General features: G+C 68.0%; 23 protein-coding genes and 1 tRNA gene. 12 read left to right on the top strand and 12 right to left on the bottom strand.

What is annotated here, in order from left to right; all coding sequences use genetic code 11:
- From PHN62_RS16410 to PHN62_RS16430, 5 genes are all read right to left on the bottom strand, one after another.
- Window positions 1-505, bottom strand: a 505-nt coding sequence (locus tag PHN62_RS16410; RefSeq protein WP_300152432.1) for a hypothetical protein, incomplete at its 3' end; no start/stop codon positions are given.
- 82 nt (window positions 506-587) lie between these two features.
- On the bottom strand, window positions 588-1841 hold the full coding sequence (locus tag PHN62_RS16415; RefSeq protein ID WP_300152433.1) for an ABC transporter substrate-binding protein: 1254 nt from the start codon (window positions 1839-1841) through the stop codon (window positions 588-590).
- Window positions 1842-1892: 51 nt separating this feature from the next.
- Complete coding sequence (locus PHN62_RS16420; protein ID WP_300152434.1) at window positions 1893-3011, bottom strand: ABC transporter ATP-binding protein; 1119 nt, start codon at window positions 3009-3011, stop codon at window positions 1893-1895.
- Between the two features lie 4 nt (window positions 3012-3015).
- Window positions 3016-3918 carry a carbohydrate ABC transporter permease gene (locus PHN62_RS16425; protein WP_367187048.1) on the bottom strand — a complete coding sequence of 301 codons (903 nt, stop codon included), beginning with the start codon at window positions 3916-3918 and terminating at the stop codon, window positions 3016-3018.
- A gap of 15 nt (window positions 3919-3933) precedes the next feature.
- Window positions 3934-4818 (bottom strand): carbohydrate ABC transporter permease, encoded by an 885-nt coding sequence (locus PHN62_RS16430; RefSeq protein ID WP_300152436.1) that lies wholly within the window; start codon window positions 4816-4818, stop codon window positions 3934-3936.
- A 250-nt stretch (window positions 4819-5068) separates the two neighbouring features.
- Between PHN62_RS16430 and PHN62_RS16435 the strand changes: the two genes are divergently transcribed.
- A complete protein-coding gene (locus tag PHN62_RS16435) occupies window positions 5069-5983 on the top strand; it encodes an AraC family transcriptional regulator (RefSeq protein ID WP_300152437.1) in 915 nt (304 codons plus the stop codon).
- Between the two features lie 3 nt (window positions 5984-5986).
- On the opposite strand, the gene kduD is transcribed toward PHN62_RS16435, so the two are convergent.
- From kduD to PHN62_RS16450, 3 genes are read right to left on the bottom strand one after another with little or no spacing between them, the layout of a single operon-like run.
- Entirely contained in the window at window positions 5987-6742 is a 756-nt protein-coding gene (gene kduD / locus PHN62_RS16440; protein WP_300152438.1) for a 2-dehydro-3-deoxy-D-gluconate 5-dehydrogenase KduD, read from the bottom strand.
- A gap of 3 nt (window positions 6743-6745) precedes the next feature.
- Window positions 6746-8281, bottom strand: a complete 1536-nt coding sequence (locus tag PHN62_RS16445; RefSeq protein WP_300152439.1) for an aldehyde dehydrogenase (NADP(+)) — start codon at window positions 8279-8281, stop codon at window positions 6746-6748.
- A gap of 1 nt (window position 8282) precedes the next feature.
- Window positions 8283-9080: an NAD(P)-dependent oxidoreductase gene (locus PHN62_RS16450; RefSeq protein WP_300152440.1), complete on the bottom strand. Its 798-nt coding sequence runs from the start codon at window positions 9078-9080 to the stop codon at window positions 8283-8285.
- 142 nt (window positions 9081-9222) lie between these two features.
- Between PHN62_RS16450 and PHN62_RS16455 the strand changes: the two genes are divergently transcribed.
- Complete coding sequence (locus PHN62_RS16455) at window positions 9223-9978, top strand: FadR/GntR family transcriptional regulator (RefSeq protein ID WP_300152441.1); 756 nt, start codon at window positions 9223-9225, stop codon at window positions 9976-9978.
- On the opposite strand, the gene PHN62_RS16460 is transcribed toward PHN62_RS16455, so the two are convergent.
- From PHN62_RS16460 to kdgD, 3 genes are read right to left on the bottom strand one after another with little or no spacing between them, the layout of a single operon-like run.
- Window positions 9948-10802, bottom strand: a complete 855-nt coding sequence (locus PHN62_RS16460) for an amidohydrolase family protein (RefSeq protein WP_300152442.1) — start codon at window positions 10800-10802, stop codon at window positions 9948-9950. The genes PHN62_RS16455 and PHN62_RS16460 overlap by 31 nt on opposite strands.
- The gene (locus PHN62_RS16465; RefSeq protein ID WP_300152443.1) at window positions 10799-11938 is read right to left on the bottom strand and encodes a mandelate racemase/muconate lactonizing enzyme family protein; all 1140 of its coding nucleotides are present in this window, start codon (window positions 11936-11938) and stop codon (window positions 10799-10801) included. The genes PHN62_RS16460 and PHN62_RS16465 overlap by 4 nt, the downstream gene beginning before the upstream one ends.
- 4 nt (window positions 11939-11942) lie before the next feature.
- Window positions 11943-12872: a 5-dehydro-4-deoxyglucarate dehydratase gene (kdgD, locus tag PHN62_RS16470; RefSeq protein ID WP_300152444.1), complete on the bottom strand. Its 930-nt coding sequence runs from the start codon at window positions 12870-12872 to the stop codon at window positions 11943-11945.
- Between the two features lie 300 nt (window positions 12873-13172).
- On the opposite strand from kdgD, the gene kduI reads away from it, so the two are divergent.
- The 3 genes from kduI to PHN62_RS16485 are packed head-to-tail and all read left to right on the top strand — an operon-like array spanning window position 13173 to window position 15866.
- Entirely contained in the window at window positions 13173-13997 is an 825-nt protein-coding gene (gene kduI / locus PHN62_RS16475; protein WP_300152445.1) for a 5-dehydro-4-deoxy-D-glucuronate isomerase, read from the top strand.
- Window positions 13994-14935 (top strand): sugar kinase, encoded by a 942-nt coding sequence (locus PHN62_RS16480; RefSeq protein WP_300152446.1) that lies wholly within the window; start codon window positions 13994-13996, stop codon window positions 14933-14935. The genes kduI and PHN62_RS16480 overlap by 4 nt, the downstream gene beginning before the upstream one ends.
- Before the next feature lie 43 nt (window positions 14936-14978).
- Complete coding sequence (locus PHN62_RS16485) at window positions 14979-15866, top strand: alpha/beta fold hydrolase (protein ID WP_300152447.1); 888 nt, start codon at window positions 14979-14981, stop codon at window positions 15864-15866.
- 98 nt (window positions 15867-15964) lie between these two features.
- On the opposite strand, the gene selD is transcribed toward PHN62_RS16485, so the two are convergent.
- On the bottom strand, window positions 15965-17029 hold the full coding sequence (selD, locus tag PHN62_RS16490; RefSeq protein ID WP_300152448.1) for a selenide, water dikinase SelD: 1065 nt from the start codon (window positions 17027-17029) through the stop codon (window positions 15965-15967).
- Between the two features lie 241 nt (window positions 17030-17270).
- Between selD and fdnG the strand changes: the two genes are divergently transcribed.
- The 7 genes from fdnG to PHN62_RS16525 all read left to right on the top strand — a co-directional run bounded on the left by fdnG (window position 17271) and on the right by PHN62_RS16525 (window position 26481).
- Window positions 17271-20354 carry a formate dehydrogenase-N subunit alpha gene (gene fdnG / locus PHN62_RS16495; protein WP_300152449.1) on the top strand — a complete coding sequence of 1028 codons (3084 nt, stop codon included), beginning with the start codon at window positions 17271-17273 and terminating at the stop codon, window positions 20352-20354.
- Complete coding sequence (gene fdxH / locus PHN62_RS16500) at window positions 20351-21367, top strand: formate dehydrogenase subunit beta (protein ID WP_300152450.1); 1017 nt, start codon at window positions 20351-20353, stop codon at window positions 21365-21367. The genes fdnG and fdxH overlap by 4 nt, the downstream gene beginning before the upstream one ends.
- Window positions 21364-22053 (top strand): formate dehydrogenase subunit gamma, encoded by a 690-nt coding sequence (locus PHN62_RS16505; RefSeq protein ID WP_300152451.1) that lies wholly within the window; start codon window positions 21364-21366, stop codon window positions 22051-22053. The genes fdxH and PHN62_RS16505 overlap by 4 nt, the downstream gene beginning before the upstream one ends.
- Before the next feature lie 102 nt (window positions 22054-22155).
- Complete coding sequence (fdhE, locus tag PHN62_RS16510) at window positions 22156-23070, top strand: formate dehydrogenase accessory protein FdhE (protein WP_300152452.1); 915 nt, start codon at window positions 22156-22158, stop codon at window positions 23068-23070.
- Window positions 23070-24455, top strand: coding sequence for an L-seryl-tRNA(Sec) selenium transferase (gene selA, locus PHN62_RS16515; RefSeq protein WP_300152453.1), 1386 nt, complete (start codon window positions 23070-23072; stop codon window positions 24453-24455). The genes fdhE and selA overlap by 1 nt, the downstream gene beginning before the upstream one ends.
- A complete protein-coding gene (gene selB, locus PHN62_RS16520) occupies window positions 24452-26383 on the top strand; it encodes a selenocysteine-specific translation elongation factor (protein WP_300152454.1) in 1932 nt (643 codons plus the stop codon). The genes selA and selB overlap by 4 nt, the downstream gene beginning before the upstream one ends.
- A gap of 5 nt (window positions 26384-26388) precedes the next feature.
- Window positions 26389-26481, top strand: a tRNA-Sec gene (locus tag PHN62_RS16525).
- Window positions 26482-26639: the final 158 nt, after the last annotated feature.

The raw sequence follows: 26639 nt of genomic DNA on the forward strand, positions 1-26639 counted from the left end.
GGTCGGGCGTCAGGGCGAGGGTCGCGCCCTCCTCCAGACGCAGCGTCACGCCGGAGCGCAGGAAGACCGGCCCCGTGATCCAGCGTCCGGCCGGAATCAGGACCGTCCCGCCCTCGCCCGCCGCAGCCATGGCGGCGGCTATGGCCGCGCCATTGTCTTCCGAGCCTTCCCGCGCTCCGAAGCGCGCAATCTCGACGAGTCCCGCGCAATCCGCCGCGCGGAAGGCCAGAGGCTCGGCGCCTTCGAGTTCGAGAAGATGCTCCGCGCCGGGAAGCAGCCCGTCGAGGATCAGCAAAGCCCGCCGCGCCGCGCCCTCGGCGATCAGACGCCCCGCAGCCGTCAGACGCCAGCCTCTCGGCGCGGCGAGGAAATGGCGGGCGCCGGGCTCGGGGATCAGGATCGCCGCATGACGGGCGCCGAGATGACGCGGGACAAGGCGAAGCGGAGCATGCGAAGCCCCGGCCCGCTCCGGCGCAAGCGCGGAGAAGGAGGATGCAGGAGACATGGCGTCGCCGCCCTTCGGCGGCCCTCTCGGCTGAGTGAGGAGGAGGCCCGAACCCGCGAAGGTTCGGGCTCCATGGAGGGCGTCACATGCGCGACAAGGCCCGGTTCACGCTGCGGATGATGGTCGAGGCGGCTTCCTCCGGCGAGATCTGGCCATAGGCCATTTCTTCAATGGCGTCGTTGAGGGCCTCGCGCACCGCCGGATGCTCGTTCAGCGGCGAGACGCCGGGGCCGCTGGCCTCGGAGACGATCTGCGCGGCCTCCAGCAATTCCGGCGAGAGCTTCCCCGCCTCGGTGAGGGTCTTCAACGCCACGGCGGAGGCCGGAAGGCCCCGGGTGTCGCCGAGGATGGTCACGGCCTCGGGATCGTTGAGCAGGCAATTGACGATCTCGGCGGCGGCCCTGGGCTCGCGCGAATTCTTCGAGATCGAGAAGACCATCGAAGGCTTGCGATAGACGCCGTCGGAGGTCGCGCCCTCGACGCGGAAGGGCGGAGTCGGGATCAGCTTCCCCTCCGCGAGCGGATCGGCGTATTTGCCGTAGGTCGAGTCCCATTCATAGGAGCCGCCGATCTTGCCGTCGCGCCAGGCGGCTTCGTCGAAGAGCTCGATGTTGCCCACCGCCACCGCCGTCCGCCAGGGGCGGATGACGCCCTTCTCCGCGAGGCCCTGATAGAACTTCAGCGCCTCGGTCAGCTCCTCCTCGGTCCAAGCGACCTTCCCGGTTTCGGGGTCGACCAGATCCTTGCCGGTCCGCTGGGCCGCCGCCAGGGAGACGATGAAGATGGAGTTCAGCTTCACCGCGTCGAAGGGCCAGGCGCCTTCGGGATTCAGCTTTTGCGCGGCGGCCTCGAGATCGGCCCAGCTGTTCGGAATGGGCAGGCCCGCCTTTGTGAAGACCGCGTCGTTGAAATAGAAGACGCGCCCCGTGACCGAGACCGGCAGGCCGTTGAGCTTGCCGTTCATGGTTCCGCCCGCAAGCTGATCCTCGGTCCATTGGCCGAGGTCGATGACGTCGGCGTAGTCGCGCAGATCGGCGAAGGCGCCGCCGTCCGCCGAGAACTGATGCAGCCAGGGCCAGTTGATCTGCATGACGTCGGCTTCGGTGCGGCCCGCGAGCTGGGTGGTGATGCGCTCGGCGTGGCCCTGCCAGCCGGTGAACTCCGGCTTGACCACATGGCCGAGCTTCCCGCCGCAGAGCTTCAGGGCCTCCTGGGTGGCGAGGTGGCGTCCGTCGCCGCCCCACCAGGACATCCGCAGCTCCGCCGCCTGAGCCGCCCCTCCGGCGCCGAGGGCGAAGCCGAGGCCGAGCGCCAGAGCGCTGACGATGGTTTTCATGTCGAATCCTCCCGAAGGCGCCTTCGCGGCGCCGTGATTTCCGCGACGGCCTCAGGCGAGGCTCACATTGGCGCCGCTGGCGCGATCGAAGACATGGACGCGGTTCTCGTCCGCGCGCAGGCGGATGCTTCCGCCTCTGGAGGCCTCGCGGAAGAGCTCGACGGGCAGCACCACGGTGAATTTCGCGCCGCCGATGGTCACATGGGCGTCCACCTCATGGCCGAGGAAATCCACCTTCCCGACCTGAGCCTCCAGAGCATGGGAGTCGTCCGGTCCGGCGAGCCGGAAATGCTGCGGACGCAATCCCAGCGTGACCTCCTCCGGCGCATTCGCCGCGATGCGGGCGTTCTGCTCCGGCCCGAGCCTCAGGACCTGATCGCCGAAGCGCAGGGCGTGGCCTTCGGGGCCGCGCTCGAGCCGCGCCTCGACGAGGTTCATCTCGGGCATGCCGATGAAGCCCGCCACGAAGAGATTCTCCGGGCGCTCGTAGAGCGTGGCCGGATCGGCCACCTGCATGATGCGGCCTTCCTTCATCACGCAGATGCGGTCGCCCATGGTCATGGCCTCGACCTGGTCATGGGTCACGTAGACCACCGTCGAGGAGCGCCCCTGCGCCTTGAGCCGCCGATGCAGCTCGGTGATGCGCACCCGCATCGAGGCGCGCAGCTTGGCGTCGAGGTTGGACAAAGGCTCGTCGAAGAGGAAGACCTCGGGCTTCTTGATCAGCGCCCGCCCCAGAGCCACGCGCTGCGCCTGACCGCCCGACAGCTGCCTCGGGAGGCGGTCGAGCAGGGGCTCGATCTCCAGCACCTCGGCGACTTCGGCCACGCGGCGTTCGATCTCGGCCTTCTTCTCTCCGGCGAGCTTCAGCCCGAAGGACAGGTTCTTGCGGACCTTCATGTGCGGATAGAGCGCGTAGTTCTGGAAGACCATGGCGATGCCGCGATCTCCGGGCGCGAGGTTGTTGACCACCTTGCCGCCGATGGAGATATGGCCGCCGGAAATGGTCTCCAGCCCGGCGATCATGCGCAGCGTGGTGGATTTGGCGCAGCCCGAAGGCCCCACCAGCACCATGAATTCGCCGTCGGCCACTTCAAGATCGACGCCATGCACCGCCTTGAAGCCTCCGCCATAGGTCTTTTCCAGATTCCGGATGGATAATTGCGCCATGGGATCAACCTTTCACGCCGCCGGCGGAGATGCCTTCGATGAAGTATTTCTGCGCCATGAAGAACACGACCAGAGACGGAGCCAGAGCCAGCACCGACATCGCGAGGATGCGGTTCCAGTCGAAGGCCTCGGAGGTGTCGATGGAGAGCTTGAGCGCCAGAGACACCGGGAATTTCTCCACCGAGGACAGATAGATCAGCGGCCCGAGGAAGTCGTTCATGGTCCACATGAACTGGAACAGCGCCACCGAGATCAGCGCGGGCGTCAGCATGGGCGCCACGATGAAGAGCAGCACCTGCCAGGATTTCGCGCCGTCGACGCGGGCGGCCTCCTCCATGTCGGGCGGAATGGAGCGCAGGAACTGCACCAGCATGAAGACGAAGAAGGCGTCTCCCGCGAAGGCCGAGGGAACCCAGAGCGGCAGATAGCTGTCGAGCCAGCCCATCTCGCTGAAGAGCAGATATTGCGGAATCCGCGTCACCACATTGGGCAGAAGCAGCGTCGCGATGAGCGAGGCGAAGAGGATCCGCTTCCCCGGAAACTGGAAGCGCGCGAAGCCGTAGGCCACCGCCGCGCAGGAGATCACCGTGAAGACCACCTTCGGCGCGATGATCAGGAAGGTGTTCCAGAAGAACCGCCCGAAGCTGTAGGGCGTGGAGGTCTCCCAGCCCTTGACGTAGCCCGAAAGCGTCGGATCCTTCGGGATGAAGCCCGGGGAGGAAAAGATCTCGGCGTTGTTCTTGAAGCTCGCCCCGATCAGCCAGAGCAGCGGATAGAGCATCAGGAAGCCCACCGCCGTCAGCACGGCGTAACGCAGGATCATGGAGAGCCTGCGCCGACGCTCCTGAAGGGCGAGGTGGCGGGCGGCCTCGGCGTCGGCGTCGAGGGCGGCGGAATCGTCGAGCATGGTCTGGCTCATCGGTCAGCTCCTCTTGTCGCCGGCGTAATAGACCCACTTCTTCGAAGACCAGAAGGCGACCACCGTCAGGACCATGATGATCGCGAAGAGCACCCAGGCGATCGCCGAGGCGTAGCCCATGTCGAATTTCTTGAAGGCCGTCTCGTAGATGTAGAGCGGCAGAAGATAGGTCGCGCGCAGCGGCCCGCCGTTGGTGATGACGTAAGGTCCGTTGAACTCCTGGAAGGCCTGGACCATCTGCATGACCAGATTGAAGAAGATCACCGGCGTCAGCAGCGGCAGGGTGATCGAGACGAAGACCCGCCATTTCGACGCCCCGTCGATGGCCGCCGCCTCGTAGAGCGACTTGTCGATGGATTGCAGCGCGGCCAGGAAGATCACCATGGCCGAACCGAACTGCCAGACCCGCAGCAGCGTGATGGTGAACATCGCCGTGAGCGGATCGCCGAACCAGTTGACCGCCTCGATCCCGAAGACCCCGAGCGCCATGTTGACCAGCCCGGTGTCGGCGAAGACGTAGCGCCAGAGCACCGCCACCGCGATGGAGCCTCCCAGGATCGAAGGCACGTAATAGGCCGTGCGGAAGAAGCCGATGGCCTTCAGCTTGTAGTTCAGGATCACCGCGATGAAGAGCGCGAAGGCCAGCTTCAGAGGCACCGTCAGCGCGACGTAAGCCAGCGTCACGTTCAGCGAGCGGATGAAGGTGCGGTCGGCGGCGAAGAGATCGGCGTAATTCTGCAGCCCCACGAACTCCGCGCCGCGCATCAGGCGGTAATCGGTGAAGGAGAGCCAGAAGGAGGCCACGAAAGGCACGCCCGTGAAGATCAGAAGCCCGATCACATAGGGCAGCACATACCAGAAGCCGAGGAATCTGCTCTCGCCGCTCATGGCCGCGCCCCTTCCGGACGGGCCGGCCCGGAGGCGCAGGCCGCGCAGAGCCGTGTGCGACGAAGGCGGTCCGGCGCGGCGCCGGACCTTGCGTCCCTTGATCTCATGAACTTCCTCCCGGGCGGCCCTCACAGGGAGCCGCCGTTTTATGTTAGGGTCGGGTCTCCGGGCCTCCCGGAGCCTACCCATCTTCTGACTCAGCTTAACTCATATTACAATTCGACGAACATCCATGAATCCGGGGAAAAAGATGGAGAAAACCGAAGGCGGCGTCCTCTCCGGAATTCCGCCCTCGGGGCTTGCATTGACCCTGACGCGCTCCACCATCAGGATGGATCACGCCCCCAGCTGGTGGATCGACAAGAGCAACAGCGTCCATGATCTCGTCATCGCGCTGGAGGGGGCGGGAGATTACCGCATCGACGAAGGCGAGGTCTTCCGGCTCTCCGTGGGCGAGGCCATGCTCATTCCCGCCGGAACGCGCTTCCGCGGCCGCCACGCCGAAGGCGAGGCCTATCGGGGCGTGGCGCAGCATTTCACGCTCGACCTCTTCGGGCGCGACCTCGTCGCGCGGATGAGGCTCAGGCCGAAGCTGCGTTTCCAGGACTGGGATCTGCTCCGCCCGATGATCCGGCGTTATCACGAGATCGCGCCGCCCTCCTCGACGACCCTCGCGCAGCATCATCTCTTCATGGTGCTGCTGCTGGCCTTTCTGGAGGAGGCCTTCCTCGGCTGGCGCGCCGACGAGGCGCCCATCGGCGACGACAACCGCGTTTCGGCGGCGGCGGCCATCGCCGCGACCCAGATCGCCGCCGATCCTCTGGATCCGCAGATCGCGCGCCGGGTGGTGGCCTCGGCGCCCTACAATCCCGATTACTTCCGCCGCGAATTCCGTCGGCAGACCGGCTTCACCCCCCGGAAGTTCCAGGAGTTCAAGCGCATGGAGAGAGCCATGGCGCTTCTGGAGGCCGGACGCGGCGTCGGAGAGGCCGGCGCCGCCGTAGGCTACGCCGATCCCTATTATTTCTCGCGCATGTTCCGGCGCTACATCGGCGTCAGCCCGCTCGGCTTCAAGGAGAGCGTGCGGCGCAGACGCGAAGGCCGCTTCCCGCACGGCGAAGAAGACGGACAGCCCTTCTTCCCCCTGCCCCGTCCGCCCCGCTGAGCCTCAGCGCGCCAGCCAGCCGCCGTCCACCGGCAGGACCACGCCATGGACGTAATCCGCCGCCGGAGAAGCCAGAAAGACCGCCGCCCCGCCGATGTCTCCGGGATTCCCCCAGCGCCCCGCCGGAATCCGCCCGAGGATCTCGGAGGAGCGCTTTTCGTCTTGCCGCAGAGCCTCGGTGTTGCTGGTGACGAAATAGCCCGGCGCGATGGCGTTGACGTTCACGCCCCTGGCCGCCCATTCGCAGGCGAGCAGCCGCGTCAACCCCGCGAGGCCGCTTTTCGAGGCCGTATAGGAAGGGATGCGGATCCCGCCCTGAAACGACAGCAGAGAGGCGATGTTGACGATCTTGCCGCGTCCGCGCGGGATCATCCGGCGCGCCGCCGCCTGGGTCAGGAAGAACAGCGACTTCAGATTGAGGTCGATCACCGCGTCCCAGTCGGCTTCGGTGAAGTCGAGGGAATCGGCCCGGCGGATGATCCCCGCGTTGTTCACGAGGATCTCGATTCCGCCCGAAACCTCTTCGGCCTCGGCGATGACGGGTTCAAGCGCCTCCATCTGCGCGAGATCGGCGCGGATGGCGTGGAAAGGCCGCCCGGTCGGCGCGATCAGCGACGCGGTTTCCTCCATCCCGGAGCGCCCGACGGCGATCACCCCCGCTCCGGCCCGAGCCAGAGCGACGGCGATCCCCTGTCCGATGCCGGTGTTGGCGCCGGTCACCACGGCCCAGCGGCCGCTCAGATCGAAAGGAGACGACATGGATCAGGCTCCCTGAAGGTCTTCGAAGAGCAATTCGTCAGGCAGGTTCTGATAGCAGACCGGACGCAGGAAGCGCCGGATCGACATCGTGCCCACCGAAGTCGCGCCGAAATTGGTCGAGGCCGGATAGGGCCCGCCATGCACCATGGACTCCGCCACCTCGACGCCGGTCGGGAAGCCGTTGACCAGCAGGCGGCCCGCCTTGCGCTCCAGAATCGGCAGCAGACGCCGCGCCAGAGGCGCGTCCTTCGGGTCCATGTGGAGCGTCGCGGTCAACTGGCCCTCGAAGCCTTTGGCGATCTCCGGCAGGGCCTCGGCGGAGGGCGCCCGCACCACCAGCCCCAGAGGCCCGAAGACCTCTTCGGCGAGGGCGTGATCCGCCATGAAGGCCTCCGCGGAGATCTCGTAGAGGTTCGGATTGGCGAGGCGGCCTTCGCTCGTGGTGGTCAGGACCGGACGCACGGCGTTGCGCGAGTCGAAGCGCGCCTGACCCTCGCGATAGGCTCTGGCGATGCCGTCGGTCAGCATGGTCTGAGCCGGAACCTTCTCCAGAGCCGCTTTCGCCGCGCCGAGGAAGGCGTCGGCTTCGGGGCTCTCGGCGAGGATCACCACGCCCGGATTGGTGCAGAACTGCCCCGCGCCCTGAGTCAGCGAGCCAGCCCAGGCCTCGCCGCGCGCCGCCGCGCGGGCCTCCAGAGCGCCGGGCAGCATGAAGACCGGATTCACCGACCCCAGTTCGCCGAAGAAGGGAATGGGCTCGGGCCGCGCGGCGCAAAGATCGAAAAGCGCCCGCCCTCCGACCAGGGAGCCCGTGAAGCCCACCGCCTTGATCAGCGGGTGGGTCACGACCGCCTCGCCGACCTTGCGGTCTCCGCCCTGGATCAGGCTGAAGACTCCCGCCGGAACGCCCATGCGCCGGATCGCCGCCTCGATGGCCTGAGCCACGACCTCGCCGGTGCCCGGATGGGCCGAATGGCCCTTGACCACCACGGGGCATCCCGCCGCCAGAGCCGCCGCCGTGTCGCCGCCCGCCACCGAGAAGGCCAGCGGGAAATTCGAGGCCCCGAAGACCGCAACCGGGCCGATGGGCCGCTGAACCAGCCGCAGATCCGGACGCGGCAGAGGCTGACGGTTCGGCAAAGCTTCGTCAAGGCGCAAATCGAGGTGCTTGCCCTGCCGGACATGCTCGGCGAAGAGCCGGAGCTGACCCGTGGTGCGTCCGCGCTCGCCGTTGAGCCGGGCCTCCGGGAGGCCGGTCTCCTGAGTCCCGATCAGGGTGATCGCCGCGGCGCGGGCTTCGATCTCCTCGGCGATGGCGTCGAGGAAATCGGCGCGGGCGGCGCGGCTCAGGGCGGAATAGGCCGGGAAGGCCTCTTCGGCGGCGCGGGCGGCGCGCTCCACGAGCGCGGGCGTCCCCAGGGCGAAGTCATGCGCAGGCCCATGGGCGGGAGAAGACGAAAACTTCTCGCCCCCGCCGACCCACTCGCCCGCGATGAAATGTTCGCCGCGCAGGGCGAGGCTGGAGGAGGAAGCGGTCATCTCAGTCCCCTTGAATGATCGGGTTTTCGGTGAAGACGCCGCCCTGATAGCGGGCGACGGCCGCGTCCGGCGAGGGCCTCGGCCCTGCGGCCTCGATTTCGGCCCGCCAGGCTTCGGCGTTGTCCTTCGGACGCCAGCCAAGATAAGCCGAAGCGGCGTTGTCCCACCAGCCCGCGTCATTGGCCGAGGCGCCCCAGATCACCGGGCACTCCAGACGCGGCGCCCGGAAGACGCAAGCCGCAAGCCCGGCGAAATCGTCATAGGAGAGCCAGCTCGACAGCATCCGGCGGTCGCTCGGCTGCGGCGTGCAGGAGCCGATGCGCACCAGCGCCGATTCCTGTCCGAACTTCTCGTAGTACATCCGCGCCAGAGACTCGCCGAAGGCCTTGGAGACTCCATAAAGCCCGTCGGGGCGGAAAGGCTCGTCGCCCTTGAGCCGCCGGCTCTGGGGATAATAGCCGATGGCGTGGTTCGAGCTGGCGAAGAGGATCCGCGGACGGCCATGAGCCCGCGCCGCCTCATAGAGATTATACAGGCCGAGCAGATTGGCCTGCATGATCTTCGAGAAGCTGTCCTCGACGGAGATTCCGCCCAGATGCACGATCCCGTCGCAGCCCTCCACCAGATCCATGACCGCCGCCGCGTCGGCCAGATCGCAGATCCGCACCTCTTCGTCGAGGCCGGGCGCGCCGGGGTCCGCGATGTCGGACAGGCGGAGGGTCTCCGCGAGGCCCGCAAGACGCGACCGCATCGCGCGCCCCATGGCGCCTGCGGCGCCGGTCAGGAGAAGTCGTTTCATGGCGTCCTCTTTTGCGGCGTCATCATATGGACCATCCGGAATCCGTCAACTTGTATTACACCACCTGCGGAGGCGTCGCTTGACCGCCCGGGCCTCCGGGGCCTATCTCCGGAGTTCGGGCGGCGATTCCGGAGGATGGCGCATGGCGGGACGAGCGAAGGCGGCGGGCAAGGGAAGTCTGGTGTCTCAGGTGGGCGAGGCGCTGCGCAAGCGCATCCTCGCGGGAGAATACGCGCCCGGCGCGCGGCTGCCCTCCGAGGCGCAGCTCACCGAGGCCTACGGCGTCAGCCGCACCGTCATCCGCGAGGCCATGGCCGCCCTGCGCGCCGACGGGCTGGTCGAGCCGCGCCAGGGCGCGGGCATCTTCGTGCTGGAGGCGCCGCCGCCCTCGATCTTCTCGCCTCAGGCTCTGGATCCGGCGCGCATCTCCTCGACCATCGAGATCCTGGAGTTCCGCACCGGCGTCGAGGCGGAGGCCGCAGGCTTGGCGGCGCTGCGCCGCTCGCCCGCTCAGGAAGAGGCGATCCTCGAACGCCATGACGCCCTGCGCGCCTGTCTGAAGGCCGGGGAGCCCACCGCCGAAGCCGACTTCGCCCTGCATCTCGCCATCGCCGAGGCGGCGAACAATCCGCGCTTCCGCGAGTTCCTCGAAGCCCTCGGGACGGCGGTGATCCCGCGCGCCGCGCTCAAGGCCCAGGAGACCGAGGAGGCCGCCGCCGCCTATATCGCCCGGCTCGACGAGGAGCACGGACGCATCGTCGCCGCGATCTCCAACGGCGACGAGGAGGCCGCCAGAGCCGCCATGCGCGCCCATCTGCGCGGAGGTCAGGCGCGTTATCGCGCCCTGCTGCGCTCCGGACGCCTGCCTCACGCGCCGGACCAGGCCGGGAAGCCGTAAAGCTCCTGCGGATTCCCGACCAGCGCCCGGCGACGGGCCGCCGCGTCGGGGAGCCAGTCCAGGGCCGTCGCCGCGAGCAGGGCGTCGTCGGGGAGCGGCTCGCCTCTGACCCGCGCGAGGTTATGCGGCCAGTTCGTGCCCCAGAGGATCCGCTCGGGCGCATGAGCCGCGATCACGCGCGACAAGGCCGCGACGTCGGCGAAATCCGGACCGCCGAGACGGCTCGATTCGTAGCATCCGGCGAACTTGAACCACATGCGCCCCCGGTCGATCAGGCGCAGGACCGCCGCGACTTCGGGGCCGTCGGGCGCGGCGCCGGAGAAGAATTTCCCATGATGGTCGAAGACCCAGCGCGAACGCAGAGCCTCCAGCCGGGGCAGACGCCCGACGATCTGGCTTCCGTCGAACTGCACGGCCATCATCCAGCCGAGTTCGGCGGCTCTGGCGTCCACGGCCTCCAGATGCTCCAGCCCCACGGCGCCGCCCGGCAGATCCATGATCCGCGCCCCGACCACCCCCGCCTGAGCCAGACGCTCAAGCTCGGCGTCGGATTCCGTCCCGTCGATGACGGCCACTCCGCGCGAGATCGCGCCGAAATCGGCCAGGCAGGCGAGGAGACAGGAATTGTCCTTCTGATGGGCGTTGGCCTGCGTGACCACCACCCGGGATATCCCGAGCTCGCGCATCGTGGCGCGGTAAAGCTCCGGGGTGGGGAGGTCTCCGGCGGGGAGGCCCGGCCCTCCCGGCAGAGGCGGAAAGCCGGGAAGATAGGCGTGCATCTGCGTGTCGATGGTCCCCGGCGGCAGGTCCAGAGGCGCGGTCATGCTTCCTCCTTCGGTCTGAATGCGCGGAGGGCCGCGCGGTCGATCTCGATCCCTAGGCCGGGACCGTCAGGAATGGCCACCACGCCGCGCTCATGTTCGATGGGCCGCGCGACCACCGCCTGACGGAAGGGATTCTCCGTGCGGTCGAATTCGAGGATGGGCTCGATGGGCTCGCGCCGCACCGGAGAAGGAACCATCGCCGCCATGAATTGCAGCGCCGCCGCGATCTGCACCGCCGTGCCCCAGACATGCGGAACCACCCGCAGCCCATGGAGCGCCGCCAGATCCGCCACGCGCCGGGCTTCGGTGAAGCCGCCCACGCCGCAGATGTCCGGCTGCACGATATCCACGGCGCGGGTCTCGATGGGCTCGCGGAAGCCCCAACGCCCATGCCAGGTCTCGCCCGCCGCCACGGGGATGGGCTGCTTCGCCTTCACCTCGCGATAGGCCGCCAGATGCTCCGGCGTCACGGGCTCCTCGAACCAGTCGATCCCGCACTCCGCCGCCGCCTGACCCAGACGGATCGCCTCCAGAGCGTCATAGCCGTGGTTGGCGTCGATCATCAGCCGCATCTCCGGCCCGACCGCCTCGCGCACCGCCCGGATCACCCGCAGATCCTCCGCCACGCCGAAGCCGATCTTGAGCTTGGCGGCGTGGAACCCGGCGGCGGCGTGGCCCGCCATCTCTTCGGCGTTGTCCGCGATGCGGTCCACGCCGTCGCGGCGGAAGGCGCCGGTGGCGTAGGCCTTCACGCTTGCGCGGAAACGCCCGCCGAGCAGCGTCGAGATCGGGACGCCGAAGCGCTTGCCCTTGATGTCCCAGAGCGCCACGTCGATTCCGGAAAGCGCGGTGAGCGTCAGGCCGCGCTGACCCTGATCCCGGAGCGCGTTATAGAGGATCGCCCAGATCCTTTCGGTCTCCAGCGGATCCATCCCGACGAGCCATCCGGCGTAGGTCCGGACCACCGCCGCATTGGCTCTGGCCGGGCCGAGGCATTCGCCCCAGCCCGTGGTCCCGTCGTCGCACACCACCTCCACCAGCAGATGCAGGCGGCGGTCGAACCGCATGGAGGCGCTTTCGAAGGCGGTCTCCAGCCGATGCTCCAGCAGATGGGTGCGGATCGCGGCGATCTTCATCGGCTCACTCCGCGGCGGCGGCGGTCTGGCGACGCCAGGGCGCGATGAGCCGCGCGAGGATCTCCTCCTCGGCGGGGGTCAGATCGTCGAGCGGCGCGCGCACCCGGCCCGCCTCGAAGCCCTGAAGCCGCACGCCCGCCTTGACCGCCGCCACGGCGTAGCCCTTGCGGCGGCCGCGCAGCTCCATGAAGGGATAGAAGAAGTCGCGCAGGATGCGGGCGCATTCGTCATGTCTTCCGGCGCGCAGGGCCTTGTAGAAGCTCACCGCCAGCTCCGGCACGAAGTTGAACACCGCCGAGGAATAGGTCGTGAAGCCCGCGCCCAGATAAGCCTCGGCGAAGAGTTCGGCGGTGGGCATGCCGCCCAGATAGGTCAGGCGGTCGCCGAGCAGAGCCGTGACCTGACGCACCTGTCCGATGTCGCCCACGCCGTCCTTGAAGCCGACGAGATTGGGGCAGACCTCGCAGAGCCGCGCGAGAGTCTCGGCCTTCAGCACCGCGTTGTCGCGGTTGTAGACCATCACGCCGATCCCGACCGAGTCGCAGACGCGCTTCACATGGGCGTAGAGGCCTTCCTGCGGCGCGTCGATCAGGTAATGCGGCAGCAGGAGGATGCCTTCGGCCCCGGCCTTCTCGGCGGAACGGGCGATCTCCACGGCCATTTCGGTTCCGTAGCCGCAGCCCGAGACGATGGCCGTGCGGCCGTCCGCGGCCTCCCTGGCCGCCCTGACGATGGTCGGGATCTCGCTCGGCGCGAGGGAGAAGAATTCGCCCGTGCCGCCCGCCGCGAAGAGCACCGGCGCCTCATGGCCGCAGAGCCAGTCGATGTGGCGCTGATAGCTGTCGGCCCGGAAGGCGCCTTCGGCGTCGAAATGGGTCACGGGGAAGGACAGAAGCCCGGCGCCGAGCGCGGTCTTGATCTCCTGGGGGGTCATCCTGAGCGTCTCCTGAACTGCGTCTTGCGGATCATTCGCGGGAATTGATCCGGGAGTCAATAGTCATATGATGAATTTCAGGAAAACCGTCCGACTCCGCCGCAGATGTGGAATCCAGGCATTATTCCAATGAAATTGCGCATCTGCAGCATGAAATTTTCGGCCTTCCGGCGCTTTTCCGGCTTCCGGAAATCCGAATCCTCCATTATCAGAGAGACAATACATAATATATATCGACGCGGCGCCCCGAGAAGGCGCGACGCCGCATTCCCGTCGCGTCGTCCTTGAAGGGAGCCTCCCATGCTGACCGTCGAAACCCGTCAGGCCGTCCATCCCGAACACGCCCGCGGCATGGACACAGCCGAGCTTCGCCGTCATTTCCTCGCCTCGGAGATGTTCCGTCCGGGCGAAATCCGCCTGATCTACACCCATTACGACCGCTTCACGATGGGCGGCGCCGTCCCGGCGGGGGCGCCCCTGGTCCTCGACGTGGTGGCCGAGACCAGGACCCCGAATTTCCTCGACCGCCGCGAACTCGGCGTGGTGAACGTCGGCGCGACGGGAACCGTCTCGGCGGGCGGCGAAACCTGGACGCTCGCGCGCGGCGACGTGCTCTATCTCGGCATGGGCTCGGGCCCCGTGACCTTCGCGGGCGAGGGGCGGTTCTATCTGGTCTCGGCGCCCGCGCACCGGAACTTCCCTTCGCGGCTGGTGCGGCTCTCCGAGAGCAAGGAGGTGAAGCTCGGCGCGGCGGAGACCTCCAACAAGCGGACGATCAACCAGTTCATCCACCCGCTGGTCATGGAGAGCTGTCAGCTCGTCCTCGGCTACACCACGCTGGAGGACGGCTCCGTCTGGAACACCATGCCCGCCCATGTCCATGACCGCCGCATGGAGGCCTATCTCTATTTCGGCATGACCCCCGAAGCCCGCGTGCTGCATCTCATGGGCGAGCCGCAGGAGACGCGCCATCTCTTCATCGCCAATGAGGAAGGCGCCCTGTCTCCGCCCTGGTCGGTGCATGCGGGCGCGGGAATCGGCGGCTACACCTTCATCTGGGCCATGGCGGGCGACAACGTCGACTACACCGACATGGAGTTCATCCAGCCGAAGGATCTGCGATGACCCCTCTCCCGACGCAGGGAAGACAGGGCGGCTCGCCGAGGGTCGCCTGTCTCGGCGAATGCATGATCGAGCTGCGGACGCGTCCGGACGGACTGCTCGTCCGGGGCTTCGGCGGCGACACGCTGAACACGGCGGTCTATCTCGCGCGGCTGGGCGTCCCGACGGATTACGTCACGGCGCTCGGCGAGGACGGATTCAGCGCCGAAATGCTGGAGGCCTGGCGAGCCGAAGGCGTCGGGACGGAGTTCGTTCCGCGCCTCGCCGGACGCTCGCCGGGGCTCTACATGATCGAGACCGATCCCTCAGGCGAGCGCCGCTTCCATTACTGGCGCGATCAAGCCCCGGTCCGCGATCTGCTCGACCTGCCGCAATGGCCGGATCTGGCGGCGCGGCTCATGGCCGCCGTGGACGTGCTTTATCTCTCGGGGATCACGCTGTCGCTCTATCGCGGCGACGCCCTGCCCCGACTGCTGGATGTCCTGCGGGATTTCTCGGCTCGGGGGGGCGCTGTGGTCTTCGACACGAATTTCCGTCCGCGCGGCTGGCCCGATCCCGCCGAGGCGGGGCGCGTCTTCGCCGAAGCGATCTCGCTGTCGGCGCTGACTCTGGCGGGGGCGGAGGATCTCGCGCCCATCTGGGACGAGGCCGAGCCGGAGGCTCTGGCGGCGCGTCTGGAGAAGCTGACGCCGGAGGCCGTGCTGAAATTCGCGCATCCGGGCTGCCTCACGCTGGCCGAAGGGCGCCGGACGGAAGTCCCGGCTCTGAAGGTCGGGAAGGTCGTGGACACCACGGCGGCGGGCGACAGCTTCGCGGCGGCCTGTCTGGCGGCGCGGCTGCGGGGCGAGCCGCCCGAGGCGGCGGCGCGGGCGGGGCATCGTCTGGCGGCGGAGGTGGTGCGTCATCCCGGCGCGATCATCCCCCGCGCGGCCATGCCGTGAGAAAGGTTCCCATCCGCCCGCTCCCGCTTTAGGCTGCGGCGCCATGCAGGAGATCGAACTCATCTGTCAGGACGGCGTGCGGCTCGGGGGGCGTCTCCGGCCCGCCGAAGGCCCCTTGCGCGCCGCCGTGATCGTCAATTGCGCGACGGGCGTCCTCGCGCGCTATTACCATCGCTATGCGGATTTCCTCGCGGCGCGGGGCTTCGAGGTCCTGACCTGGGATTATCGCGGCGTAGGCGCCTCGCGGCCGGAGAACCTTGAAGGCTGCGGCTGGCGCTGGCGCGACTGGGGCGAACAGGATTTCGAGGCCGCCCTCCGCTTCATGAAGGCCCGTCGTCCCGAAACGCCCCTGATGGTCGTCGGGCACAGCATCGGCGGCTTCCTGCCCGGCATGGCCGCAAGCGCGCCGCTCGTCGACCGGATGCTGACCGTCGGCGCCCAATACGCCTGGCTGATGGATTACGCCCCCCGCCAGAGGCTCGGATTCTGGCTGAGGTGGCATCTCGCCATGCCGCTGCTCACGGCGGCCTGCGGCTATTTCCCCGGCAAGCGGCTCGGCTGGCTGGAGGATCTGCCCGCCGGAGTCGCCCATGAATGGAGCTTCCGCGGCCCCCGCTTCGAGACGAGCCATCCCCGCGCCGAACGGGCGGAGGCCGTCGCGCGGATGGGGCGGGTCCGGGCGGAGATCCTCGCGGTTTCGGTCTCCGACGATCCCTTCGCCACGCCGCCCGCCCTGCGCCGCGCCTTGCGCTATTACGCGGGCGCGGAGCGTCAGGCGGTCATGCTGGAACCCCTCGCCGATCTCGGTCGGGAGTCGGTCGGGCATTTCGACCTCTTCCACGACCGCCACGCCTCGGGCTTCTGGACGCAATCCCTCCGCTGGCTGGAGGAAGGTGAGAACCCATGGCCGCATCGGCGGCTCGCGCTCTAGAGTTTTTTCCGACCAGGTTGGGTCGTTCAAACGCTCCAACCTTTTGTTTGGTCGCGTTTTCACGACGCGAAGCCGAAGCGGCTTCGCTGGAAAACGCTCTAGACGATGGTCAGCCCCGGCTCGCCCGCCTCGACCGAACCGATCACGGCGGCTTCCTCGAAGCCATGGCTGCGGAAGATCGCCAGAACCTCCGCGACGGCCTCCGGCGCGCAGGAGACGAGCAATCCGCCGCTGGTCTGGGGATCCGAGAGCAAGGCCTGATCCACGGCGCTCATCTCGCGGGCGAAGCGGATCTGCGCGCCGTAGCTCGCCCAGTTGCGCCCCGAAGCCCCCGTGACGAAGCCCGCCTCGGCCAGATCCCGCGCGCCCTCCAGCAGCGGGACCGCCGCCCAGTCGATCCGCAGGCGCAGACCCGATCCGCGCGCCATCTCCCAGCCATGGCCGCCGAGTCCGAAGCCCGTCACGTCGGTCATGGCGTGGACGCCCGGCAGACGCGCCAGATCGGGGCCGGGCGTGTTGAGCCGCGTCGTCGCGGCGATCATGCGGGCGTAGGCGGCGGGTTCGAGCTTCTCCTTCTTCAGCGCCGCCGAGAAGACGCCCACTCCCAGGGGCTTCCCGAGAATCAGGACGTCTCCCGCCCGAGCCTCGGCGTTGCGCTTGAGATGGGCCGGATCCACCAGACCGATCGCGACCAGCCCGTAGATCGGTTCGATGGAATCGATGCTGTGGCCTCCGGCGATGGGGATTCCCGCCGCGCGGCAGGCCGCCGCTCCGCCGTCGAGGATCCTGCCGATGGTCTCCGTGGAGAGCTTGCTGATCGGCATCCCCACCAGAGCCAGCGCGAAGATCGGCGTCCCGCCCATGGCGTAGACGTCGCTGAGGGCGTTGGTGGCGGCGATGCGGCCGAAATCCTGCGGATCATCCACGATGGGCATGAAGAAATCGGTCGTGGCCACGATGGCCTGACGTTCATTCAGCCGATAGACCGCCGCGTCGTCGGAGGTCTCGATTCCCACCAGCAGCTCCGGCGGAATCGGCAGGGGCGAGGCGCCCTTCAGGATGCCCTCCAGCAGGCCCGGCGCGATCTTGCAGCCGCAGCCGCCGCCATGGGCCAGAGAAGTCAGCCGGGGTTCGGAGAGGGGGGAAGCCTGGATGTCGCTCATGGGGGAAGATCTCCCTGCGCAGGGCGGCGCGGACCCTCCGCAGCCGCTTCGAACCTCCTCTTGCCAGCCCCCGGGGCCCGGCGCAAGGGCGCCTCCCTCCGGCGCTTTCCCGGGCGACGCCTCATCCGGGCGATGTTCTTGACTTATGAGACGATAAGAAGCGACTATGAGAGGGACTTTCACCCATCTGCGAGACAGGCCGCAAGCCTGTCCGCGCGACAGGCAAAAAAGGGAGGTCCCGTTGAACATCGACCTTTCCCGCCGCAGCTTCCTGAAGCTGTTCGGCGCGGGGGCGGCGGCGACATCGCTCGGGGCCATGGGCTTCGGCGCCGCCGAGGCGGCCGTGGCGGCGCATGTGCGTCAATTCAAGCTCGCCACCACCACCGAGACCCGCAACATCTGCACCTATTGTTCGGTCGCCTGCGGAATCGTCATGTATTCCAGAGGCGATCTGAACGCGGGCGAAAAAGCCGAGCTGATCCACATCGAAGGCGACGCGGATCACCCCACCAATCGCGGCACGCTCTGCCCCAAGGGCGCGGCGCTCAAGGATTACGTCCGGGCGGAGACCCGCCTGACCCAGCCGCGTTACCGCGCTCCGGGCGCGGACCGGTTCCAGGAGATCTCCTGGGACGAGGCGCTCGACAAGATCGCCCGCGCGCTCAAGGACGACCGCGACGCCAATCTCATCGAGAAGAACGCCGCCGGAACCACGGTGAACCGCTGGACCTCCACCGGCTTCCTCGCGGCCTCGGCGACCACCAACGAAACCGCCTGGCTGACCTACAAGACGGTCCGCTCGATGGGAATCGTCGGCTTCGACAATCAGGCGCGCGTCTGACACGGCCCCACGGTGTCCAGTTTGGGCCCGACCTTCGGCCGCGGAGCGATGACGAACTCCTGGACCGACATCAAGAACACCGATCTCGTGATCGTCATGGGCGGCAACGCCGCCGAAGCCCATCCCTGCGGCTTCAAATGGGTCACCGAGGCGAAACAGCGTCGCGGCGCCAAGCTGATCGTCGTGGACCCGAGGTTCACGCGCACGGCCAGCGTCTCCGATTACTACGCCCCGATCCGCCCCGGCTCGGACATCGCCTTCCTCATGGGCGTGATCCGCTGGTGCATCGCGAACGACAAGGTGCAGTGGGACTACGTCCGCAACTACACCAACATGGCCTATCTGGTCCGTGAGGAGTTCGGCTGGGCGGACGGCATGTTCACCGGCTACAACGAGGAGACCCGCAGCTACGACCAGAGCAGCTGGGAATACCAGATCGGCGAAGACGGCTACGTCCTCACCGACGAGACGCTGGAGAATCCGCGCTGCGTCTGGAATCTGCTCAAGGCGCATGTGGACGTCTACACGCCGGAATTCGTGGAGCGGGTCTGCGGCACGCCGAAGGACCGCTTCCTGAAGATCTGCGAGATGATCGGCGAATGCTCCTCGCCGACGAAGACCATGACCTCCATGTACGCGCTCGGCTGGACGCAGCATTCCAAGGGCTCGCAGAACATCCGCGGCATGGCGATGCTCCAGCTCCTGCTCGGCAACATCGGCGTGGCCGGAGGCGGCATGAACGCCCTGCGCGGGCATTCCAACATCCAGGGGCTCACCGACGTCGGGCTGATGTCGAATCTCATTCCGGGCTATCTCGCGATCCCCAACGAACGCGAGCCGGACTTCGAGACCTACATGTCCACGCGGGGCAACAAGCCTCTGCGGCCCAACCAGATGAGCTACTGGCAGAACTACCGCAAGTTCATGGTCAGCTTCCTCAAGGCGATGTGGGGGCCCGCCGCCACCGCCGAGAACGGATGGGGCTACGAATGGCTGCCCAAGCTCGACATCGCCCAGTATGACGGGCTGCGCATGTTCGACATGATGTCGAAAGGCGAAGTGAACGTCTATTTCTGCCAGGGCTTCAATCCGATCCTCTCCTTCCCCAACCGGGGCAAGCTCACCGAGGCCTTCGGCAAGCTGAAGCTTCTCGTGGTGATGGATCCTCTGGCGACCGAAACCGCCGCCTTCTGGGAGAACCACGGGATCTACAACGACGTGGATCCCTCGAAGATCCGGACCGAAGTGCTGGAGCTGCCCACCACCTGCTTCGCCGAGGACGAAGGCGCCACGGTGAATTCGGGACGCTGGCTGCAATGGCACTGGGCGGGCGCGACGCCTCCGGGCGAATCCCGGACGGACGTCTGGATCATGTCGAACATCTTCCTGCGGCTGCGCGAGCTCTACCGCAAGGAAGGCGGCCGGGCGCCCGAGCCGATCCTCAACCTGACCTGGGACTACGCCCACGCCGAAGAGCCCACCGCCGCCGAACTGGCCATGGAGCTCAACGGCCGCGCCCTGACCGACGTGCCGGACCCCAACGACCCCACGAAGCTTCTGCTTCAGGCGGGCAAGCAGGTCTCGGGCTTCGGCCAGCTGCGCGACGACGGGACCACCATGGGCGCCTGCTGGATCTATGCGGGCTGCTTCACCGAGGCGGGCAACATGATGGCCCGCCGCGACAACAGCGACCCGAGCGGCATGGGCGTCTATCAGAACTGGTCCTTCGCCTGGCCGGCCAACCGGCGCGTCCTCTACAACCGCGCCTCCTGCGACCTCGACGGCGCCCCCTGGGATCCCGAGCGCAAGCTCATCGCCTGGGACGGCGAGAAATGGGCGGGGCCGGACATTCCCGACATCGCCGTCACCGCCAAGCCGCGCGAAGTCGGGCCCTTCATCATGAACCCCGAGGGCGTCAGCCGCTTCTTCTCGCGCAAGCTCATGCGCGACGGGCCCTTCCCGACCCACATGGAGCCCTTCGAGAGCCCGGTGGCCAATCCGCTGAACCCGGAGATGCGCGGCAATCCCGTCGCGCGGATGTTCCCCGGCGACGTGGCGCAGCTCGGCGACCGCTCGGAGTTCCCCTTCGTGGCCACCTCCTACCGCCTCACCGAGCATTTCCACTACTGGACCAAGCACAACAAGGTGAACGCCGTGTTGCAGCCGGAGTTCTTCGTGGAGATCAGCGAGGAGCTGGCGGCGGAACGCGGCATCCGGAAGGGCGGACGCGTGCGCGTCTGGTCGAAGCGGGGCCAGGTCTGGGCCAAGGCGGTCGTCACGAAGCGGATCCGTCCGCTGATCTGCGACGGCCAGACGGTCCATGTGGTCGGCATTCCGATCCACTGGGGCTTCAAGGGCGCGGCGCGCAAGGGCTTCGGCCCGAACACGCTCGGGCCCTTCGTCGGAGACGCCAACATCGAGACGCCTGAATTCAAGGCCTACCTCGTGAACATCGAACCTGCGGAAGGGAGCGCCACGTCATGACGACCGAAAGAGCGCCTCAACCCACCACGGCCATGGCGAATCCTCCGGTTCAGCCGCTGGCCTCGAACCTGCTGCCCGGCGACGTGGTGCGCGCTTCGGCGATGCGGGACCTCCCCGCGCCGGAGCGCCAGCTGACCAAGGTGGCCAAGCTCATCGACGTGTCGCGCTGCATCGGCTGCAAGGCCTGCCAGTCGGCCTGCATCGAGTGGAACGACACCCATCCGGAGGTCGAGGAGAACGTGGGGGTCTATGAAAACCCCCATGACCTCACCCCGGACATGTTCACCCTCATGCGCTTCACGGAGTACGAAAACCCCGAGACCAACGAATTCGAATGGCTGATCCGCAAGGACGGCTGCATGCATTGCGAGGATCCGGGCTGCCTCACGGCCTGTCCGGCGCCGGGCGCCATCGTGCAATATTCGAACGGCATCGTGGATTTCATCTCCGACAACTGCATCGGCTGCGGCTATTGCGTCGCGGGCTGCCCCTTCAACATCCCCCGCATCCACAAGACGGCGCATGTCTCGAAGAAATGCACCCTCTGCTCGGATCGCGTGGCGGTGGGCCAGGGCCCGGCCTGCGCCAAGGCCTGCCCCACGCAGGCCATCGTCTTCGGAACCAAGGACGAGATGATCGCCCACGCCGAGATGCGCATCGAGGACCTCAAGGAGCGCGGCTACGAGAACGCCGGGCTTTACGATCCTCAGGGCGTGGGCGGAACCCATGTGATGTATGTGCTGCATCACGCGGACAAGCCCTCGCTCTACGCCGACCTGCCCGACGATCCGAAGATCTCGGCGGTGGTCAAGGGCTGGAAGGGCGCGGCCAAGGATGTGGGGCTCGCGGCCATGGGACTCGCCGCGGTGGGCGCCATGGCTCATGGCGCGCTCGCCCGGGCCAACGAGGTTTCGGCCCATGACGACGCCGAGGCTCAGGAGATGGTCGCCCACGCCGCCGGACGTCTGACCGTCGAGGAGGAGGCCGCCCGGCCTCCGGAGGGCGCGCCATGACCGGAGAGCGCGAATATTCCGCCCCCGGCGACGAGATCGAAACCCGCAAGCCGGTGACGGTCTCGCGCTATCGGGGGATCACGCGGCTGAACCACTGGGTCACGGCCTTCACGATGATCGGGCTCATCCTCTCGGGGATGGCCCTCTTCCACCCGAGCCTCTACTTCCTGACCGGACTCTTCGGCGGCGGCCCGACCACGCGCTGGCTGCATCCGCTGATGGGGATCCTGCTGGTCCTCAGCTTCCTGCTGCTCTTCCTCCAGATGTGGCGTCTGAACCTGCCCAGGCGGGAGGACGCCGAATGGCTGGCGAACATCAAGGAGGTGGTCAAGGGCGAGGAGGAGAACCTCCCCGAGCTCGGCAAATACAACGCCGGACAGAAATTCGTCTTCTGGGGCATGTCCGGCCTGATCGTCGTGATGATCGTGACCGGCGTGATGATCTGGGAGCAGTATTTCCCCGGACTCGTCTCGATTCCGGTGCGGCGCGTGGCGGTGGCGGTCCATGCGCTGGCGGCGGTGGCGGCGGTGCTGATCTTCATCGTCCATGTCTACGCCGCCATCTGGACGCGCGGCACCATCCGCGCCATGACCCGAGGCACCGTCACGGGCGGCTGGGCCTATCGGCATCATCGCAAATGGCTGCGCGAACTGGCTGGACGGCGCAAGGCCGATCCGGCAGAGTGACGGCCCGGGCCCTCCGCCCCTGCCTCGCAGGCGGCGGAGGGCTCGCGCCCGAACCAAGCGCCCGAATCCATGCGAGAGGCCCCGAGGGCCCTGGAGGCCCCCATGACGAACACCCCGCAGCCCGATCCCTCGATGATCGGCGGCGTGCCCGAGCCGCCTTTCGTGCTGCCGCTCGATCCGGCGAAGCTCTTCGAGACGCGGGCGAAACGCTTCGCCTTCCTCGCGCAGCATGACGCGACGCTCGCGCCCTATCTGACCTTCCTCGCCGAGTTGACCGGGCTTCAGGCGAAGCTCCTGGCGAGCCTGCCGCCGGTCGCGCCGATTCCGCCCGAGAAGGCGCGGCAGGCGCGCGAATTCTCCATGCCGCCCATCGAGCGCGCGTCCCTCGCGGAGGATCCGGTCCTCGTCGCGACCTTCGTCGCCCTGATCGAGGCCGCCGCCGATCTGGAGATGCCCGACGCCGCGCGTCAGGCGCTGAGCGCCGTCTGGGCCGCCGACGAGGAGGACCGCCGCTGGCTGCTCTCCAACATCCTTGCGGATCATGTGCCCGAGGGCGCCGCCGCGCCGCATCTCTTCGCGGCGGCGGCGGTTCAGATCCACATGGCGCGTCTGGCCGCCGGGCTGGCGCCGAAATCCCTGACGCCGGTCGGCGTGGGGATCTGCCCCGCCTGCGGCGGACGTCCGGCCACCTCTTCGGTGGTGGGCGGCCAGGAGATCGACAATCTGCGATACGCCGCCTGCGCCTGCTGCGCCACGCGCTGGAACGAGGTGCGGGTGAAATGCCTCTGCTGCGGCTCGACCAAGGGGATCAGCTACCGCTCCGCCGCCACCCATGAGGCCACGGTGAAGGCGGAAGCCTGCGCCGAATGCGGCTCATGGGTGAAGATCCTCCATCAGGTGAAGAATCCGAGCCTCGATCCCGTCGCCGACGACGTGGGCAGCCTCGGACTCGACGTGCTGATGAAGGATTCCGGCGCGACGCGCGGCGGCTTCAATCCCTATCTCGCAGGCTATTGATGGCGGGGGCCCAGGCGTTCAGGGCGCTGCCTTCGGCGGATCAGGTCCTCTCCTCGGAGGCCGGGCGGGCGCTGGTCGAGGCCCATGGCCGGACGCCGACCCTCGCGGCCCTGCGCAAGCGGCTCGACGCGATGCGCGCGGCGATCCGCGACGGCGAAGAGGGGGCGGCTCTGGCGGCGCGGCTGCCGGAGCTTCTCGCGGCGGATCTCGCGGCGGAGGCGCGTTCGGACCTGAGGCCGGTGCTGAACCTGACCGGCACCGTGCTGCATACGAATCTCGGGCGGGCGATCCTCGCTGAGGAGGCGGCGAAGGCGGCTCTGGCGGCCATGAGGAATCCGCTGGCTCTGGAGTTCGACCTCGACAGCGGCGGACGCGGTCAGCGCGACGACCACTTGCGGGGCCTCCTGCGCGAGCTGACCGGCGCCGAAGACGCCGCCATCGTCAACAACAACGCCGCCGCCGTGCTGATCGCGCTGAACACGCTCGGCCAGGGCCGCGAGGCCATCGTCTCGCGGGGCGAGCTGATCGAGATCGGCGGCGCCTTCCGCATGCCCGACATCATGGCGCGCGCCGGGGCGAAGCTGGTCGAGGTCGGGACGACCAACCGCACCCATCCCCGCGATTACGAAGGCGCGATCACGCCGGAGACCGGGCTGATCCTCAAGGTCCATACATCGAATTACCGCATCGAGGGCTTCACCGCCGAAGTGGAGGCGCCGAAGCTGGCCGCAATCGCCCGCAAGGCGGGGATTCCGCTGCTGAACGATCTGGGCTCGGGCTCTCTGGTGGATCTCTCCGCCTACGGCCTGCGCCGCGAGCCCACCGTGGCCGAAGCCGTGGCCGAAGGGGCGGATCTCGTGACCTTCTCCGGCGACAAGCTTCTGGGGGGGCCTCAGGCGGGCTTCATCCTCGGGCGCAAGGATCTCATCAGGGCGATCAACGCCAATCCGCTGAAGCGCGCGGTGCGGCTCGACAAGATCCGCATCGCCGCGCTGGAGGCGACGCTCCGGCTCTATCGCGACCCCGAGCGCCTGGCCGAACGCCTGCCGACCCTGCGGCTTCTGGCGCGGCCTCAGGCGGAGATCCGGGCTCAGGCGGAGCGGCTGGCGCCGCAGGTCGGGGCGTTGCTGGCGGGCCTGGGCCATGAGGCGCAGGCCTGCGATTGCGCCAGTCAGATCGGCTCGGGCGCCCTGCCGACCGACGTGATCCCGAGCGCGGGCCTGCGTCTGACGGGGGAAGGCGGCGACGCTCCCGACCGCCTCGCGGCGCGGTTGCGGCGTCTGCCGCGCCCGATCATCGGCCATATCCATGACGGCGCGCTGATCCTCGACCTGCGCTGTCTGGAGAGGGACGCGGATCTTCTGGAGGCTCTGGAGGCGTCATGATCGTCGGGACGGCGGGCCATATCGACCATGGCAAGACGGCGCTCGTGAAGGCTCTGACCGGCGTGGACGGCGACCGTCTGGCCGAGGAGAAGGCGCGCGGCATCACCATCGAGCTCGGCTTCGCATATGCGGATCTGGGCGGCGGCGCGGTCACGGGCTTCGTGGACGTGCCGGGCCACGAGAAGCTGATCCACACCATGCTCGCGGGGGCGGGCGGAATCGACATGGCCCTGCTGGTCGTGGCCGCCGACGACGGCGTGATGCCCCAGACCCGCGAGCATCTGGCGATCCTCGATCTTCTCGGCGTGACGCGAGGAATCGTGGCGCTGACCAAGGCCGACCTCGCCGGGCCGGAGCGCCGCGAAGAACTGACGACGCAGATCCGCGAGGCCCTCGCCGCAACCGGCCTGAGCGCGGCCCCGATCATGGCGGTCTCCAGTCTGACGGGCGAAGGCGTGGCGGATCTGCGCGCAGCCCTCGCTGCGGCCGAAGCCGGAACCCTGGAGCGGGAGGCGGGCGAAGGAGAAACGGGAGGGCTCTTCCGCTTCGCCGTGGACCGGAGCTTCACCCTGACGGGCGTGGGCGCGGTGGTCACGGGCGTGGTGCTGGGGGGCCGCGTGGCGCTGGAGGACTCCGTGATCGTCAGCCCGCTGGGGCTTCCGGCGCGGGTGAGGGGAATCCACGCCCAGAACCGCAAGGCGCGCGAGGGTCTGGCGGGGCAGCGCTGCGCCCTGAACCTCGCGGGCGAGGGCGTGAGCAAGGACGCCGTCCATCGCGGCGACATGATCCTGACGCCCGCGCTCCACGCCCCCACCGACCGCATCGACGTCGAGCTGGACGCGCTCGCCTCCGAGCCCAGGGCTCTGGACGTCTGGTTTCCGGCGCGGCTCCACAGCCACGCCGTCGAGACCGGGGCGCGGATCGTGCCTCTGCAAGGCCCGGTCAGGCCCGGCGAACGGGGGCTCGCGCAACTGGTTCTGGATCGGCCCATCGCGGCGACCATCGGCGACCGCTTCATCCTGCGCGACGTCTCGGCCAGCAGGACCATCGGCGGAGGGCGCTTCCTCGACCTGCGGGCTCCGGCCCGCAAGCGCGGGACTCCCGAGCGCCTCGCCTGGCTGGAGGCCTCGCGCGCCCGCGATCCGGCGGAGGCTCTGGCGGGTCTGGCGGAGGTCGGGCCTGTGGATCTCTCCGTCTTCCTGCGGGACCGCGCCCTGCCGGACTCCGCCCTGCCGCAGATCCTCGCCCGGGCCGGAGTCGAGACAATCGGCGGGACGGGCGGCGGTCTGGCGCTGTCCGGCGCCGCTCTGGAGGCCCTGCGTCAGGGATTGGCCGGGACTCTGGAGGCCTTTCACGCCGAGAATCCGGATCTGGCGGGTCTGGGCCGCGAGAAGATGCGGCTGGCGCTCAAGCCTCGCCTGCCCAAGGAGTCCTTCCTGAGCTTCCTGCGGGGCGAATCCGCCGCCGGACGGGTGGTTCTGGACGGCGCCTTTCTGCGGCTTCCCGGCCATGAGCTGCGGCTGTCGCCCGAGGATGAGGCGCTTTACGCGCGCATCCTGCCGCAGCTTCTGGGCGAGGGCCGGTTCCGTCCGCCGCGGGTGCGCGACTTCGCGCAGGAGTTCGGCCTCGACGAGCGCGAGATCCGGCGTCTTCTGAAGCTGAGCCAGAAGCTCGGGCGGGCGGACCAGATCGCCCATGATCATTTCTTCGCCCGCGAGGTCACGCAGGAGATGGCGCGGATCGTCCAGCGCCTCGCGGCGGAGAGCGGCGACGGCTGGTTCACGGCGCCGGCCTTCCGCGACCAGGTCCAGAACGGACGCAAGGTGGCCATCGAGATCCTCGATTTCTTCGACCGGCTCGGCTTGACCTTGCGTCGGGGCGACATGCGGCGCATAAATCCGCATCGCGCCGATCTCTTCGGCGAATGAGTTCTGGAAGGGAAGCGTCCCCGGTGGGGCGGCCGGACTTCAAATCCGGTTGGGGCGGCGAGCCCGTCCCGGGCGGGTTCGACTCCCGTTCCCTTCCGCCGAACACCTTACACAAGGTATTATTTTACATTAAGGTCTGTTGACGTTCATCTGAGTCGGATGAGGGTTGCCGCGATGGCGATGAAAGCTGAGAAGCTTTGGTCTGTCTTGCAGCACCTCATTGCGACGCCTCTGAATTCTTTGAGTTTCGCGAAGA

Source organism: Neomegalonema sp., from assembly GCF_028688855.1.
Classification (GTDB): Bacteria; Pseudomonadota; Alphaproteobacteria; order Rhodobacterales; family Rhodobacteraceae; genus Neomegalonema.

What these genes read in the sequence shown, in the direction of transcription:
- PHN62_RS16415 (WP_300152433.1), bottom strand. Translation starts at nt 1,841, where the DNA reads ATGAAAACCATCGTCAGCGCTCTGGCGCTCGGCCTCGGCTTCGCCCTC.
- PHN62_RS16420 (WP_300152434.1), bottom strand. Translation starts at nt 3,011, where the DNA reads ATGGCGCAATTATCCATCCGGAATCTGGAAAAGACCTATGGCGGAGGC.
- PHN62_RS16425 (WP_367187048.1), bottom strand. Translation starts at nt 3,918, where the DNA reads ATGCTCGACGATTCCGCCGCCCTCGACGCCGACGCCGAGGCCGCCCGC.
- PHN62_RS16430 (WP_300152436.1), bottom strand. Translation starts at nt 4,818, where the DNA reads ATGAGCGGCGAGAGCAGATTCCTCGGCTTCTGGTATGTGCTGCCCTAT.
- PHN62_RS16435 (WP_300152437.1), top strand. Translation starts at nt 5,069, where the DNA reads ATGGAGAAAACCGAAGGCGGCGTCCTCTCCGGAATTCCGCCCTCGGGG.
- kduD (WP_300152438.1), bottom strand. Translation starts at nt 6,742, where the DNA reads ATGTCGTCTCCTTTCGATCTGAGCGGCCGCTGGGCCGTGGTGACCGGC.
- PHN62_RS16445 (WP_300152439.1), bottom strand. Translation starts at nt 8,281, where the DNA reads ATGACCGCTTCCTCCTCCAGCCTCGCCCTGCGCGGCGAACATTTCATC.
- PHN62_RS16450 (WP_300152440.1), bottom strand. Translation starts at nt 9,080, where the DNA reads ATGAAACGACTTCTCCTGACCGGCGCCGCAGGCGCCATGGGGCGCGCG.
- PHN62_RS16455 (WP_300152441.1), top strand. Translation starts at nt 9,223, where the DNA reads ATGGCGGGACGAGCGAAGGCGGCGGGCAAGGGAAGTCTGGTGTCTCAG.
- PHN62_RS16460 (WP_300152442.1), bottom strand. Translation starts at nt 10,802, where the DNA reads ATGACCGCGCCTCTGGACCTGCCGCCGGGGACCATCGACACGCAGATG.
- PHN62_RS16465 (WP_300152443.1), bottom strand. Translation starts at nt 11,938, where the DNA reads ATGAAGATCGCCGCGATCCGCACCCATCTGCTGGAGCATCGGCTGGAG.
- kdgD (WP_300152444.1), bottom strand. Translation starts at nt 12,872, where the DNA reads ATGACCCCCCAGGAGATCAAGACCGCGCTCGGCGCCGGGCTTCTGTCC.
- kduI (WP_300152445.1), top strand. Translation starts at nt 13,173, where the DNA reads ATGCTGACCGTCGAAACCCGTCAGGCCGTCCATCCCGAACACGCCCGC.
- PHN62_RS16480 (WP_300152446.1), top strand. Translation starts at nt 13,994, where the DNA reads ATGACCCCTCTCCCGACGCAGGGAAGACAGGGCGGCTCGCCGAGGGTC.
- PHN62_RS16485 (WP_300152447.1), top strand. Translation starts at nt 14,979, where the DNA reads ATGCAGGAGATCGAACTCATCTGTCAGGACGGCGTGCGGCTCGGGGGG.
- selD (WP_300152448.1), bottom strand. Translation starts at nt 17,029, where the DNA reads ATGAGCGACATCCAGGCTTCCCCCCTCTCCGAACCCCGGCTGACTTCT.
- fdxH (WP_300152450.1), top strand. Translation starts at nt 20,351, where the DNA reads ATGACGACCGAAAGAGCGCCTCAACCCACCACGGCCATGGCGAATCCT.
- PHN62_RS16505 (WP_300152451.1), top strand. Translation starts at nt 21,364, where the DNA reads ATGACCGGAGAGCGCGAATATTCCGCCCCCGGCGACGAGATCGAAACC.
- fdhE (WP_300152452.1), top strand. Translation starts at nt 22,156, where the DNA reads ATGACGAACACCCCGCAGCCCGATCCCTCGATGATCGGCGGCGTGCCC.
- selA (WP_300152453.1), top strand. Translation starts at nt 23,070, where the DNA reads ATGGCGGGGGCCCAGGCGTTCAGGGCGCTGCCTTCGGCGGATCAGGTC.
- selB (WP_300152454.1), top strand. Translation starts at nt 24,452, where the DNA reads ATGATCGTCGGGACGGCGGGCCATATCGACCATGGCAAGACGGCGCTC.